This window comes from Bacillus sp. CH140a_4T (genome assembly GCF_008923725.1).
Lineage (GTDB): Bacteria > Bacillota > Bacilli > Bacillales > Bacillaceae_G > Bacillus_A.
The window spans coordinates 44,212-58,333 of record NZ_WBPF01000012.1; the positions used below are offsets into that span (position 1 = coordinate 44,212).

At 37.1% G+C, this 14,122-nt stretch carries 12 protein-coding genes and 1 other annotated feature; all 12 genes read right to left on the bottom strand.

Features of this window, described 5'->3' with window-relative positions; translation table 11 throughout:
- Position 1: 1 nt before the first annotated feature.
- The 12 genes from cysS to ctsR all read right to left on the bottom strand — a co-directional run bounded on the left by cysS (position 2) and on the right by ctsR (position 13,844).
- Complete coding sequence (cysS, locus tag F8162_RS08560; protein ID WP_151630225.1) at positions 2-1,399, bottom strand: cysteine--tRNA ligase; 1,398 nt, start codon at positions 1,397-1,399, stop codon at positions 2-4.
- Positions 1,380-2,045, bottom strand: coding sequence for a serine O-acetyltransferase (gene cysE / locus F8162_RS08565; RefSeq protein ID WP_151630224.1), 666 nt, complete (start codon positions 2,043-2,045; stop codon positions 1,380-1,382). Before cysE ends, cysS begins: the two co-directional genes overlap by 20 nt.
- A gap of 146 nt (positions 2,046-2,191) precedes the next feature.
- Positions 2,192-2,437 (bottom strand) — a binding site (T-box leader).
- Positions 2,438-2,484: 47 nt separating this feature from the next.
- Positions 2,485-3,942, bottom strand: a complete 1,458-nt coding sequence (gene gltX / locus F8162_RS08570) for a glutamate--tRNA ligase (RefSeq protein WP_151630223.1) — start codon at positions 3,940-3,942, stop codon at positions 2,485-2,487.
- An 89-nt stretch (positions 3,943-4,031) separates the two neighbouring features.
- Positions 4,032-4,508: a 2-C-methyl-D-erythritol 2,4-cyclodiphosphate synthase gene (gene ispF / locus F8162_RS08575; RefSeq protein ID WP_151630222.1), complete on the bottom strand. Its 477-nt coding sequence runs from the start codon at positions 4,506-4,508 to the stop codon at positions 4,032-4,034.
- Between the two features lie 115 nt (positions 4,509-4,623).
- Positions 4,624-5,304, bottom strand: coding sequence for a 2-C-methyl-D-erythritol 4-phosphate cytidylyltransferase (ispD, locus tag F8162_RS08580; RefSeq protein WP_151630221.1), 681 nt, complete (start codon positions 5,302-5,304; stop codon positions 4,624-4,626).
- Between the two features lie 16 nt (positions 5,305-5,320).
- Positions 5,321-6,424 carry a PIN/TRAM domain-containing protein gene (locus F8162_RS08585; protein ID WP_000919687.1) on the bottom strand — a complete coding sequence of 368 codons (1,104 nt, stop codon included), beginning with the start codon at positions 6,422-6,424 and terminating at the stop codon, positions 5,321-5,323.
- A 160-nt stretch (positions 6,425-6,584) separates the two neighbouring features.
- Positions 6,585-7,658 (bottom strand): DNA integrity scanning diadenylate cyclase DisA, encoded by a 1,074-nt coding sequence (disA, locus tag F8162_RS08590; protein WP_000392165.1) that lies wholly within the window; start codon positions 7,656-7,658, stop codon positions 6,585-6,587.
- Between the two features lie 3 nt (positions 7,659-7,661).
- The gene (radA, locus tag F8162_RS08595; RefSeq protein ID WP_001085204.1) at positions 7,662-9,038 is read right to left on the bottom strand and encodes a DNA repair protein RadA; all 1,377 of its coding nucleotides are present in this window, start codon (positions 9,036-9,038) and stop codon (positions 7,662-7,664) included.
- A gap of 96 nt (positions 9,039-9,134) precedes the next feature.
- Entirely contained in the window at positions 9,135-11,570 is a 2,436-nt protein-coding gene (gene clpC, locus F8162_RS08600) for an ATP-dependent protease ATP-binding subunit ClpC (RefSeq protein ID WP_000971181.1), read from the bottom strand.
- A 12-nt stretch (positions 11,571-11,582) separates the two neighbouring features.
- Complete coding sequence (locus F8162_RS08605) at positions 11,583-12,656, bottom strand: protein arginine kinase (protein WP_151630220.1); 1,074 nt, start codon at positions 12,654-12,656, stop codon at positions 11,583-11,585.
- 4 nt (positions 12,657-12,660) lie between these two features.
- Positions 12,661-13,209 carry a UvrB/UvrC motif-containing protein gene (locus tag F8162_RS08610; RefSeq protein ID WP_000128406.1) on the bottom strand — a complete coding sequence of 183 codons (549 nt, stop codon included), beginning with the start codon at positions 13,207-13,209 and terminating at the stop codon, positions 12,661-12,663.
- A gap of 173 nt (positions 13,210-13,382) precedes the next feature.
- Positions 13,383-13,844 (bottom strand): transcriptional regulator CtsR, encoded by a 462-nt coding sequence (ctsR, locus tag F8162_RS08615; RefSeq protein WP_151630219.1) that lies wholly within the window; start codon positions 13,842-13,844, stop codon positions 13,383-13,385.
- Between the last annotated feature and the right edge of the window lie 278 nt (positions 13,845-14,122).

A 14,122-nucleotide genomic window follows, 5' to 3' on the forward strand; every position in this document is an offset into this window, starting at 1 on the left:
CTTATCCTCTTTTCCATCTTGTACCTTGAGCGGTATCTTCTAAAATAATATTACGGTCTTTTAAATCATCGCGAATTTGATCTGATAATGCAAAATCACGATTTTTACGAGCTTCAATGCGTTTTTGAATAAGCACCTCAATTTCTTCATCAAGCAACTCTTCTTGCGCTAATTCTAACCCTAAAATATCAAATAATGTTTCAAGTTGTTTTACGTATGCTTCAATTACAACTGTAGACGTATGTTCTTCCAGTAAATATTGATTTGCATGATTTGCTACATTATATAACTCAGTGATTGCATTAGCAGTGTTGAAGTCATCATTCATCGCTTCTTCAAATGCAGTCTGGAATTTTCCCAGTTCCGCTAACCATTTCTCATTATGATCTGTTAACTCAGTACTACTTTCCATACGGTGTTTTAAGTTACCGTAAGCCGTTTTAATTCTTTCCAGTCCGTTATTTGTGCTTTGTAATAAATCTTCACTGAAATTAATTGGGTGACGGTAATGTACCGATAGCATAAAGAATCTAATTAACTGTGGATCATATTGCTTAATGATATCGTGAACTAAAATGAAGTTCCCCAGTGACTTAGACATCTTCTCATTATTAATATTAATATATCCATTGTGCATCCAATAACGTGCAAATGTTTTTCCTGTTAACGCCTCAGACTGCGCAATTTCATTCTCATGATGAGGAAATGCCAAGTCTTGACCACCAGCATGAATATCGATTGTATCTCCTAAGTATTTACGCGCCATTGCCGAGCATTCAATATGCCAGCCTGGACGACCTTTCCCCCAAGGGCTTTCCCAGAAGATTTCTCCTTCTTTCGCAGCTTTCCATAAAGCAAAATCAAGAGGGTCTTGTTTCTTTTCTCCTACTTCAATGCGCGCACCATGACGTAAGTCTGCGATTGGTTGATGCGATAATTTACCGTATCCTTCAAACTCCTTCGTTCTAAAGTACACATCACCTTCTGATTCATATGCATATCCTTTATTCACAAGTTCTTGAATAAATTCAATAATGATATCCATATTTTCCGTTACACGCGGATGAACTGTTGCATGTTTGCAACCTAGTGCCGTTACATCTTCAAAATACGCTTCGACGAAACGGTCCGCAATTGTCGGCACATCTTCACCTAATTCATTTGCTGCTTTAATTAATTTATCATCTACGTCAGTAAAGTTAGATACATACTGCACATCATACCCTTTATATTCTAAATAACGGCGTACTGTATCAAATACCATGGGTGGTCTTGCATTCCCAATGTGAATATAGTTATAAACTGTAGGTCCACACACATACATCTTTACCTTATTTTCTTCTAATGGAGTAAACTCTTCCTTTTGACGCGTTAACGTATTATAAATGTGAATAGTCATTTTTATCCTTCCTTTCTACCTTTACTTCAAGTTGTTTTTTCAATTTATCAAGTTCTACTTCCATGATCTTTAACTTATCAAAAATTGGGTCTGGAAGGTCAGAATGATTTAATTCTTGACCGATCTTCACTCCATTTTGAATAACGACTCGGCCAGGTATACCTACAACTGTAGAATGTGCAGGGACTTCTTTTAATACGACAGACCCTGCTCCAATTTTAGAATTCTCTCCGACTGTAATAGAACCTAGTACTTTAGCACCTGTTGCAATTAATACATTATCCTGAATTGTAGGGTGCCTCTTCCCCTTTTCTTTACCCGTACCACCTAATGTAACACCTTGATAGATCGTTACATTATCACCAATTTCGCACGTCTCTCCAATTACAACTCCCATTCCATGGTCTATGAAAAAACGACGACCAATTGTTGCTCCTGGATGAATCTCAATACCAGTAAAGAAACGACTAACTTGTGAGATCCAACGTGCAATAAAGAAGAAATTCTTTTTATAAAAAGCATGTGCAATTCGATGGGCCCAAACTGCATGTAATCCAGAGTAAGTCAAAATGACTTCGAAATAACTTCTTGCCGCTGGATCCTGTTCAAAAACGACTTCAATATCTTCCCGAAGCCTCCTAAACATCGACGTTCCCTCCCCTTTATGGGCTGCTTTTTCGAGTGAACTAACTCCCTTAACTCCCTACTTATCCCCCTAAATCTTTATACACAGAGATAAAACTTATACTCATACCCATTTTTACGGTATAAAAAAGACGCCTCTGTCATATTGACAGAGACGCCTTATAAGCGCGGTTCCACTCTGTTTAGGCTAAAAAAGCCTCAAACTCATCTCTGATAACGGTGTACACCGCTTCTGCTTACTTTACGCCCTAAGACGTTTCACAAAACAATTCGCTGTTCAGCAGAAGACTCGAAGGGGCATTTCAAAAATCCGCTTATAAACCACTTCCAGCCTAAAGGTGGTTCTCTCTGTAAAAAGCCTGATTTTCTACTTCTCCTTCTCGTCGCTTTTCCTTATTAGGTTTTAAGTATACTTATTATATTTCTAAACCTAGAAAATGTTAACCAATTACTTTTTGAAGACGATTTAAAACTTTTTCTTTTCCAAGAAGTGCAATAGCATTAGGAAGCTCTGGGCCATGTGTTTGACCAGTAGTTGCAACACGGATTGGCATAAATAAGTTTTTACCTTTATGACCTGTTTCCTTTTGGACTGCTTTAATAGCCGCCTTAATCGCTGCTGGCTCCATCGCTTCTAGTGCTTCTATTTGACCAGCAAACGCACGAAGTACTTCTGGTACTTGTTCACCTTTTAATACTTCTTGTCCCTCTTCTTCATGATCAACATGATCTTTGAAGAACATTTCAGAAAGCTCTACAATTTCAGCTCCAAAACTCATTTGTTCATGATATAACGCAATTACATCACGAATCCAAGCTTGCTCTTTCTCGCTTAAAGTTTCACCTATACGTCCAGCTTTCACTAGATGCGGTAAGCTTAATTCTACCACCGTATCTAAATCTTGCTTTTTCATATATTGGTTGTTCATCCATTTTAATTTTTGAGAATCAAATAATGCAGGTGATTTTGATAAACGAGCTGCATCGAACATTTTGATAAACTCTTCTTGAGAGAAGATTTCTTCTTCTCCTACTGGCGACCAACCTAGTAGTGCAATAAAGTTAAAGATTGCTTCTGGAAGATATCCAAGCTCTTTATATTGCTCAATAAATTGAATAATAGATTCATCACGCTTACTTAACTTTTTACGGCTTTCGTTTACAATTAAAGTCATATGACCAAATTGCGGAATATCCCAACCGAAAGCTTCGTAAATCATCATTTGTTTTGGCGTATTTGAAATATGATCATCACCACGAAGTACATGTGTAATCTCCATTAAGTGATCATCTACTGCTACCGCAAAGTTATAAGTTGGAATTCCATCTTTTTTCACGATAACGAAATCACCGAAATCATTTGAATGGAATGCAACCTCATCTTTTACGATATCTTTAAACGTGTAATCGCGATCAACCGGTACACGGAAACGAATACTCGGAATGCGGCCTTCAGCCTCAAATCCCTTCATTTGCTCCTCAGTTAAATCACGGTGGTTTCCAGCATAACGCGGTGTTTCACCACGAGTGATTTGACCTTCACGCTCTGCTTCTAGCTCTTCTTCTGTCATATAACATTTGTAAGCTAAACCACGCTCTAATAAATCTACATATAATTTTTTATAAATATCTAAACGCTCTGTTTGACGATATGGTCCAAATTCACCACCAACATCAACACCTTCATCCCAGTCCATACCGAGCCATTTCAAGTATTTTAATTGGCTTTCTTCTCCACCAGCAACATTACGTTTCACATCAGTATCTTCAATACGAATAATAAACTTACCATCTTGATGACGAGCAAATAAATAATTAAATAATGCCGTACGCGCATTTCCGATATGTAAGTGTCCTGTTGGACTTGGCGCATAGCGCACTCTCACTTGCTTTTCCATAATTGGTACACCTTCCATTCTTAATGTCAACACATTCTATAATTGTACACCAAAAAAATGTGATTATCCATCTTACGAATTAAAAACCATTATTTTTTCTGTAATAAAACAACTGCTTGAGAAGCAATTCCTTCTTCTCTACCTGTAAATCCTAATTTTTCTGTTGTTGTTGCCTTTACATTGATAGTATCAATAGACGTTTCTAATAGTTCACTAATACGTTTACGCATACTTTCAATATGTGGTGCCATCTTTGGCTTTTGAGCAATAATTGTACAATCTAGATTTCCTAACTCGTAACCTTGTTCACGTACAAATTCCCAAACCTTTTGCAGCAATACAGCTGAATCAGCATCTTTAAAGGCAGGATCTGTATCAGGGAAATGCTTTCCAATATCCCCAGCTGCAATTGCACCTAAACATGCGTCCGCAATCGTATGTAACAATACGTCTGCATCTGAATGACCAATTAATCCTTTCTCATGAGGAATTGTAATTCCACCAATAATTAACGGTCTACCTTCCGCAAATTCATGCACATCAAAACCTTGTCCAATTCGAAACATTTTTTACATCCTCCTCAGGCTAAACTACAGAGCTTTATGATTCTATATTATATCGCTATCCTTATAAAGAAAAGCCCGGCTGTTGCCGAGCTTTTCTTCGCTATAATCATCACTGTCATTTCTTTTGAACATGAAGGAAACTTTCAGCAATTAACAAATCCTCTGGAGTCGTCACTTTAATATTATAGTAACTCCCCTCTACTACACCTACTTGCTTCCCGATACGTTCTACGAGGCTTGCATCATCTGTACCAAGGAAACAACCCTGTTTTGCACTTCTGTGAGCTTCTAACAAAAGAGAAACAGCGAACCCTTGTGGTGTTTGTACAGCTTTAAGCTGAGATCTTTCTACCGTTTCGACAACGATACCCTGCTCTATTTTCTTAACTGTATCTTTCACTGGTACCGCACAAATGGACGCTCCATATTTTTCCGCTGCAGTTAATACATCTTGAATCACTTTATTCGTTACAAATGGACGCGCGCCGTCATGTACAAGAACATACTCAACATCACTAGTATACTGAATGGCGTTATATACACTATCTTGTCTTTCGGCTCCGCCCTGAATAAATCGTACTGGCTTTTCAATCGGATACTTCTGCATTAATTCTTCAAAATACGGACGTTCTTCTTCGTTAATTGCCATAATAATACTTTTGCATGCTTTATCTTTTTCAAAAGCACGTAACGTATGCACAATAATCGGTACTTCATTAATAAGTAAGAACAACTTGTTTTTACCAGCACCCATCCGCTTACCTTGACCAGCTGCTGGAATAATTAATGTATACATATTAATAATCCTCTACTTATAATGCTTTTTCTAATAATTTACGTTTGGCGAAAATCATACGCCCAGCCGATGTTTGTAACACACTCGTAACAAGCACATTGAGTTGTGAACCTACATATTCTCTACCATCTTCTACTACAATCATCGTGCCATCATCTAAATATGCAACACCTTGATTTTGTTCTTTTCCATCTTTGACAACATAAACACTCAGTTCTTCACCTGGGAGTACAACAGGTTTAATTGCATTAGCTAAATCGTTAATATTTAACACCGTTACCCCTTGTAATTCAGAAACTTTGTTTAAGTTGAAATCATTCGTTACTACCGTTCCACCAGTGATTTTCGCCAACTTTACAAGTTTGCTATCCACTTCTTGAATATCATCGAAATCGCCTTCATAAATTTCTACCGGAATCGGCATCTCTTTTTGAATACGATTTAAAATATCTAATCCTCTGCGACCACGATTACGCTTTAAAGCATCAGAAGAATCGGCAATGTGCTGAAGTTCTTCTAACACGAATTGTGGAATCACAATTGTTCCTTCTAAAAACTTTGTTTGGCAAATATCAGCAATACGCCCATCGATAATTACACTCGTATCGAGAATTTTCCAATGAGTTGTAGATTCTTCTACCTCAGTTTCTTCATTCTCACTATTATTATTTTTCTTCTTCCCACGTTGTGGTAATGTAAATAATCCTAGCAATTCATTCCTCTTTTTAAACCCTACTTGGAATCCTAAATATCCAAGTAAAAGAGTAAAGAACACTTGCAACACTGTACTAATAACTGGAATTGTAAATTCACGAATTGGTATTAAAATTAAATATGCAACAATAAGACCCGAGATTAACCCTAATGTACCAAACAAAACATCCGCTACAGGCGCCTTTACAAGAGCCTCTTCAATATGCTTAATAAGTTGAACAATATAATCTACAAGCCAAAATGTTGTTAAAAATAAAATAATTGCACCAATAATTGCACGAACATACGATCCTTCCAATAAAGGAACAGCACCCATGTCTAATACATTAATAACTTTTGGGATTAAGTAAATCCCTAACGCTCCGCCAATTACTAGAAAGAAGAGCTGTACAATCCGTTTTAACATCCAACCACCTCCTACTCATTATTAACCATTGTTTCGCTAATCAAAACGCCGAATGCAAAAGCGGACGTGTTTTTTTATAAATAGTTTTATTTACCAATATACCATATCATATACCAAAAATGTTCTAGTGTCGTTATATTATAGAATCAATGTAATATTCTTAATTGTGTCTACTCATATAGAGATGCTCTTGGATTCTTTTTAGGCCTTCTCGTATTTTCTTCGCCCTGACTTCTCCAATTCCTTCCACATCATCCAATTCATTAATAGTTGCTCGACAAACACCTTGCAAGGTCTTAAATCGATTAATTAAATTTTCAATGATAAGTGGCGGAACGCGCGAAATTTTGCTTGTAATTCGGTATCCTCTCGGCGTCACACTTTCTTCTAAACTCATTTGTCCTGGGTAGCCAAGCAATTTAACTAAATCGCTATCCTCTAGAAGTTGTGTATTCGCAAGATCTTGTAACTTTTTCAAAATTTGATGATGGTCTTGTGTTTTTTCTTGATAATAATCTTTAATTAATAACGCTGCCTCTGCCTCTAAATCAGCTAGTAGTTCTGTAAGTTGTAAACGAATTAACCTACCTTCTGTTCCTAGCTCATGAATATAGCTCAATATTTCATTTTTTATACGCAGTACCATTTCAACACTATGTAACACATGAACCACCTCGGACATTGTAACGACTTCTTCAAATTCTAGAATGCCCAAATTCGTAATACCATCATTCCATACAGCCTTATATTTTTCTAACGTTTGAATAGCTTGGTTTGCCTTTGTTAAAATAACACCTATATCCTTTAGTGTATAACGTAAATTCCCTTGATATAGTGTAATTACGTTACGTCTTTGTGAAATAGCCACAACAAGACTACCTGTCTGCTTTGCTACACGCTCTGCCGTCCGGTGGCGCATACCTGTTTCAATAGAATCAATAGATGCCTCTGGAACTAACTGTGCATTTGCAATTAAAATTTTACTTCCAGTTTCATTTAAAATAAGTGCCCCATCCATTTTTGCTAATTCGTATAAACTAGCAGGAGAGAATGCACAATTAATGTGAAATCCCCCATCAACAATACTTTTAATTTGTTCATTATACCCAAGAACAATTAGTCCCCCTGTTTGTGCGCGAAGCACATTATCTATCCCTTCGCGCAGTGGTGTTCCTGGGGCCACAAGCTGTAAAATATTAATCATACTTTTGACACGTTGCTTGTTTTCTTCCATAGCCTAGCCTCCTAATGTCAAACGAAGCGCTTCCCCTAAATTAGATACACCTACTACCTCAATCCCATCCGGAATTGTCCATCCCCCCAAATTTTTTCTAGGAATAATAGCACGTTGAAATCCTAATTTAGCTGCTTCTTGTACACGTTGTTCAATTCTTGATACTCTTCTTATTTCTCCAGTTAATCCTACTTCTCCTATTACTGCATCAGTTGGTGTCGTAGGTTTATCTCTAAAACTTGAAGCAATACTTAAAGCCACAGCTAAATCAATTGCTGGTTCATCTAATTTCAAACCACCTGCTACTTTTAAATATGCGTCTTGGTTTTGCAATAATAAACCTGTTCTTTTTTCTAGCACTGCCATAATAAGCGATACACGGTTATGATCAATTCCCGTCGCCATTCTTCGAGGGTTTCCAAAACTAGTAGGGGAGATTAATGCTTGTATTTCTACTAAAACCGGTCTTGTTCCTTCCATTGAGGCAACTACTGTTGATCCTGCGACTCCAACGGGTCTTTCCTCAAGAAAAATTTCAGAAGGGTTTAAGACTTCCGCAAGACCAAGCTCTTTCATTTCAAAAATACCCATTTCATTCGTGGAACCAAAACGATTCTTCACAGCTCGTAAAATACGATATGTATGATGACGATCTCCTTCAAAGTAAAGAACTGCATCGACCATATGTTCTAACATACGAGGTCCTGCAATTGCCCCCTCTTTTGTTACATGTCCGACGATAAAAATAGGAATTCCTTTCGTTTTTGCAAGTTTCATTAATTCCGCTGTACATTCACGTACTTGCGCTACACTTCCTGGGGCTGACGTCACTTCAGGTAAATGTATCGTTTGAATAGAGTCAATAACAACAAAAGCTGGATTCATCTCTTCAATGTGCGCTGCAATTCGCTGTAGATCAGTTTCTGCTACAACAAATAGATTACTACCCTTTACATGCAAACGATCTGCACGAAGTTTAATCTGCTTTGCTGACTCCTCACCTGATATGTATAGTACATCATATGAAGAATCTGCTAATTGCGATGAAATTTGTAATAACAATGTTGATTTCCCAATCCCAGGGTCTCCACCAATAAGTACTAAGGATCCATCTACAATCCCACCACCAAGTACACGGTTAAACTCTTGGAATTTCGTTTCAATACGTGCCTCAGATTTTGTTTCTACTTCTGTTAGGCGTCTTGGTTTTGTTACTTCCGATTGAATTGCATTGGCATAATTAAGGCGTCTTGATGATACAACCGGTTCCATCTCTTCAACAAGCGTATTCCATTGACCACAACCAGGGCATTTTCCCATATATTTTGGTGACTGATAACCACACTCTTGACATGTGAATTTTGTTTTCTTTTTAGCCATATCGTTTTATATTTCACTTCACTTTCATCTATAAACAGTTTATCCTTCTCGTACAAGAAAGAGGGCTATCTCGTAGCCCTCTTAGTTTGTCTATACTTATTTTACCTTTTCAGCACTATGAATGACAAATGATTCCCCTTCAACATCAAAGATAACTTTTTGTCCTTTCTCAATAGCACCTTTTAAAAGTTCTTCCGATAGTCTATCTTCTACATGTTTCTGAATTGCTCTACGAAGCGGACGAGCACCGTATTCTCGGTCAAATCCTTTATCAGCAATGGCTGAAATCGCTCCTTCTGTTAAATGCAATTCAATCTCTTGCTCTTTTAAGCGCTTCACTAACTGATTCACCATAAGTGTTACAATCTCTTGAATATGTTTTTTCTCAAGCATATGGAACACGATAATTTCATCAATACGGTTTAAGAATTCTGGACGAAATGCCTTTTTCAGTTCATCCATTACTTTACCTTTCATATCTGAATAATCGCGGCTCTCATCTTGTACGTTAAATCCAAGATGTTTATTACGTTTTAACGCATCTGCACCAACGTTAGATGTCATAATAACAATTGTATTACGGAAATCAACTGTACGCCCTTTAGAATCCGTTAAGCGACCATCTTCTAATACTTGTAGTAAAATGTTAAACACATCAGGATGAGCTTTCTCTACTTCATCTAATAGGACAACTGAATATGGCTTACGGCGAACCTTTTCTGTTAATTGTCCACCTTCTTCATACCCAACATATCCTGGAGGAGATCCAACTAAACGAGAAGTAGAATGCTTCTCCATGTACTCAGACATATCGATGCGAATCATTGCATCCTCATCACCGAACATAGATTCTGCTAATGCTCTTGCTAGTTCCGTTTTACCTACACCTGTTGGTCCTAAGAAAATAAATGAACCAATCGGACGTTTCGGATCTTTCAATCCCGCTCTAGCACGACGAACAGCTTTTGCTACAGCTACTACCGCTTCATCTTGACCAATAACACGGTTGTGAAGAATGGATTCTAAGTTTAATAATTTATCAGTCTCTGTTTGTGCAAGTTTAGAAACCGGTATACGAGTCCACGTAGAAACGACATTTGCAATATCTTCTACTGTCACTTCTGAGTTTTCTTTTCCTTGTTGCTCTTTCCATTGACGCTTCGTATCTTCTAATTTCTCACGTAAGCGCTGTTCCATATCACGTAAGGAAGCAGCTTTTTCAAATTCTTGACTTTGCACAGCTGCATCTTTTTCTTTTCTAATTTCCTCAAGCTTTACCTCAAGCTCTTTTAGATTTGGTGGTGTTGTATAAGAGCGTAAGCGAACCTTTGAAGCAGCTTCATCAATTAAATCAATTGCTTTATCTGGTAAGAAACGATCTGTAATATAACGGTCTGAAAGCTTTACAGCCGCATCAATTGCATCATCTGTAATAGATACACGGTGATGTGCCTCGTAACGATCACGTAAACCTTTCAAGATTTGAGTTGATTCGTCTAAACTTGGCTCATCAACGTGAATTGGTTGGAAACGTCTTTCTAAAGCCGCGTCTTTTTCAATATATTTACGATATTCATCTAAAGTTGTCGCCCCAATACATTGTAACTCTCCGCGTGCTAAAGATGGTTTTAAAATGTTCGATGCATCAATTGCACCTTCTGCTCCACCTGCACCAATTAATGTATGAAGTTCATCAATAAATAGAATAATGTTTCCAGCTTGACGGATTTCATCCATAACTTTCTTTAAACGATCTTCAAATTCACCACGATATTTCGTTCCAGCTACCACTGTACCCATATCTAGTGTCATAACACGCTTATCTCTTAATGTTTCAGGAACTTCATTATTTACAATTTGTTGTGCTAATCCTTCTGCAATTGCCGTTTTACCCACACCAGGCTCTCCAATTAATACAGGATTATTTTTTGTTCTACGGCTTAAAACTTCAATTACACGTTGAATTTCCTTGCCACGCCCTATAACAGGATCTAGACGATTTTCACGTGCAACAACTGTTAAATCGCGTGCTAAGCTATCCAGTGTCGGTGTATTGGCATTTGTTGAAGAACCACCTTGGTGACCTGAACTTGCTTCATTACTTCCAAGAAGTTGCAATACTTGTTGTCTTGCCTTATTTAGGCTAACACCTAAGTTATTTAAAACACGTGCTGCTACCCCTTCACCTTCACGGATTAAACCAAGTAAGATATGTTCTGTTCCAACGTAAGAATGACCTAATTTACGAGCTTCATCCATAGACAATTCAATAACCTTTTTAGCACGCGGTGTATAATGTACAGTTTGAGAAGCTTCTGTTCCGCGTCCAATTAACGCTTCTACCTCTTTTTGAACTTTCTCTGGACTTAATCCAAGAGCAATTAACGCTTTTGCTGCAATTCCTTCCCCTTCGCGTACCAGCCCAAGTAAAATGTGTTCTGTTCCAATATTATTATGTCCAATACGAATTGCTTCCTCTTGAGATAAAGCTAATACTTTCTGTGCTCTTTCTGTAAATCTTCCAAACATCATAGAAATCGCCTCCTACTTGCGCTTAGTTTTTTCAATACGTAATCGCTCACGGATTAAGGTTGCTCTTCGATAATCTCTTTCTTCTGGTCCTAAAGGTCCGCCTGCATATTGTTGTAAAATGCCTGGTTGTGTAAGAACCATTAGCTCAGTCAAAATATTTCTCGATACACCTTTTATATATCCTAAATCAATACCAAGTCGTACATCTGATAAGCAAGTGGCCGCTTCCGCAGATTGAATTAACCGACTGTTTGCTAGTATGCCATAAGAGCGATAAACTTTATCTTCAAGCTCAATACTTGAATTTTGTACAATTAATTCTCTAGCCATTTTTTCTTGCTGTATAATTTGTTGAATCACACTCTTTAAATCTGCAATAATATCTTCTTCAGATTTTCCTAGCGTCATTTGATTTGACACTTGAAATATATTACCTAACGCTTCGCTACCTTCACCGTATATTCCTCTTACTACTAACCCTAATTTTTGAATTACTTGTATAATACGGCTAATTCTTTTCGTTAAAACGAGTCCCGGTAAGTGAATCATTACGGAAGCCCTCAATCCTGTACCAACGTTAGTAGGGCAGCTCGTTATATATCCAAGTGATTCATCAAAAGCATATTCAACCTCTTCCTCTATCCAATTATCTATTTGATTGGCACTTTGAAGGGCCTCTGATAACTGCAACCCTGAAAATAAGCACTGTATCCTAATGTGGTCTTCTTCATTAAGCATAACACTAATATGTTCGCTTTCTGACAATAGGCATGCTCCACATTCTGTGCCTGCAAGGTTAGGACTAATTAAATGCTTTTCAACTAATACTCTCCTTTGAAGAGGCGTTAATTCATTCATTTTTAATAGTTCAAACTCTCCAAAAGGTTCTACCGTTTTATTTATAAATTCCTTTTTAAATAATTCATGAATCTGTCTAGCTTCTTCTTCGTTTTGCATTGTAGAGAATTGATATTTTTTAAAATTACGAGCCAAACGAATTCGACTACTTAAAACAATATCAGAATCAGGGCCATCCCCCTTCATCCATGGACTAATCGCTTCATTCATAATTTTGTCCAGTGACATAGAACTATTCCCCCTCTCTATGCTCACTAAGCTGATTTTCAAGACCTCGAATTTTATCCCTTACTTCAGCAGCTTTCTCAAACTCCTCTTTCTGTACGTATTGTTTCAGAATGAGTTTTAGTTCATCTAATTCTTTCTTTAAGTGAAGATTTCCTTCTATACGTTCCGGAATTTTTCCACAATGATCTGTATGTCCGCCGTGCAGACGTTTTAATAATGGCTTTAAATGTTCCTTAAATGTATCGTAACAAGAAGCACATCCAAAGCGTCCCACCTTTGTAAATTGCTCAGATGTCATCTTACAATCTGGGCACCTTAATATACTTGTATTCGAAAGCCCGTTTTGTCCTTCTTCAAACATTGTTGATTCACCGTGTAATAACCCAGCGAATAAATCATGGAATGAAAAGTTAGACTGCGGTGATTGAAAGAAAGACGTATAGCCACTTTGTTCTGCACATTGCTCACAAAGATGAACTTCCGTCTTCTGTTCGTTGATTACTTTTGTATAATGTAAAGTTGCTGGTCTTATATTACAGTTTTGACAAGTCATCACTATCCCCACCTTTACAATAGGAACGATCTATCTCATAGTACTTTTCATACATTACTAGATTGTTCACTTTCCTTTATTTGTTTAAATAAAAGTGCGTGTTCTTTTTTCAAAACCTCTACAATATTTAACTGCCTTATCTCTTAGTCATTATTCTTTTACAAAAGCTATATTTATTTATATTTCAGTGTTCTTAACATTGCGCATAATATTCGAGCCCTAAGTTCATCTCGAGAAGGAACATCCATTGATAATACAGAACGATCTAGTACACTTAACATAAGTTTAGCTTCACGATTTGTTATGATTCCCTCTTCTATTAAACGTATAATCATACTCTCTGCATTCCCTTGCGCAACGCTATGATCAATCATATGAAGCATTTGATCGATCATGTCTATATCGTCATGCAATTTGACTTTTATAATGCGAATGTAACCTCCTCCACCACGTTTACTTTCTACTACAAATCCTCTTTCTAACGTAAAACGGGTATTGATTACATAATTGATTTGAGATGGTACGCACTCGAATCGATCCGCAATCTCATTTCTTTTGATTTCAATCACATTATTATTGCTTAAGTCAATAACTTGCTTTAGATATTGCTCAATGATATCAGATATATTTCTCATTTATCCGCCACCTTTATTGACTTTGACTATCTTTGACTTTAATTATATACGTATTAATAAAATTTGCAACTCTTTTGCTTATTCACTATCCTAGCCACATTCCCCTGTATTTAATCAAAATAATAATTATTTAAACACATTTTTTAATTACTATGAATTATAAAAGAAAACACGAAAAAACACGAGTCAAATGACTCGTGCTTAGTTGCTTGGCGACGTCCTACTCTCACAGGGACAAGGTCCCAACTACCATCGGCGCTAGAGAGCTTAACTTCCGT

Coding starts and splice junctions, on each gene's coding strand:
- cysS (WP_151630225.1), bottom strand. CDS start 1,399: ATGACTATTCACATTTATAATACGTTAACGCGTCAAAAGGAAGAGTTT.
- cysE (WP_151630224.1), bottom strand. CDS start 2,045: ATGTTTAGGAGGCTTCGGGAAGATATTGAAGTCGTTTTTGAACAGGAT.
- gltX (WP_151630223.1), bottom strand. CDS start 3,942: ATGGAAAAGCAAGTGAGAGTGCGCTATGCGCCAAGTCCAACAGGACAC.
- ispF (WP_151630222.1), bottom strand. CDS start 4,508: ATGTTTCGAATTGGACAAGGTTTTGATGTGCATGAATTTGCGGAAGGT.
- ispD (WP_151630221.1), bottom strand. CDS start 5,304: ATGTATACATTAATTATTCCAGCAGCTGGTCAAGGTAAGCGGATGGGT.
- F8162_RS08585 (WP_000919687.1), bottom strand. CDS start 6,424: ATGTTAAAACGGATTGTACAGCTCTTCTTTCTAGTAATTGGCGGAGCG.
- disA (WP_000392165.1), bottom strand. CDS start 7,658: ATGGAAGAAAACAAGCAACGTGTCAAAAGTATGATTAATATTTTACAG.
- radA (WP_001085204.1), bottom strand. CDS start 9,038: ATGGCTAAAAAGAAAACAAAATTCACATGTCAAGAGTGTGGTTATCAG.
- clpC (WP_000971181.1), bottom strand. CDS start 11,570: ATGATGTTTGGAAGATTTACAGAAAGAGCACAGAAAGTATTAGCTTTA.
- F8162_RS08605 (WP_151630220.1), bottom strand. CDS start 12,656: ATGTCACTGGACAAAATTATGAATGAAGCGATTAGTCCATGGATGAAG.
- F8162_RS08610 (WP_000128406.1), bottom strand. CDS start 13,209: ATGACTTGTCAAAACTGTAATATAAGACCAGCAACTTTACATTATACA.
- ctsR (WP_151630219.1), bottom strand. CDS start 13,844: ATGAGAAATATATCTGATATCATTGAGCAATATCTAAAGCAAGTTATT.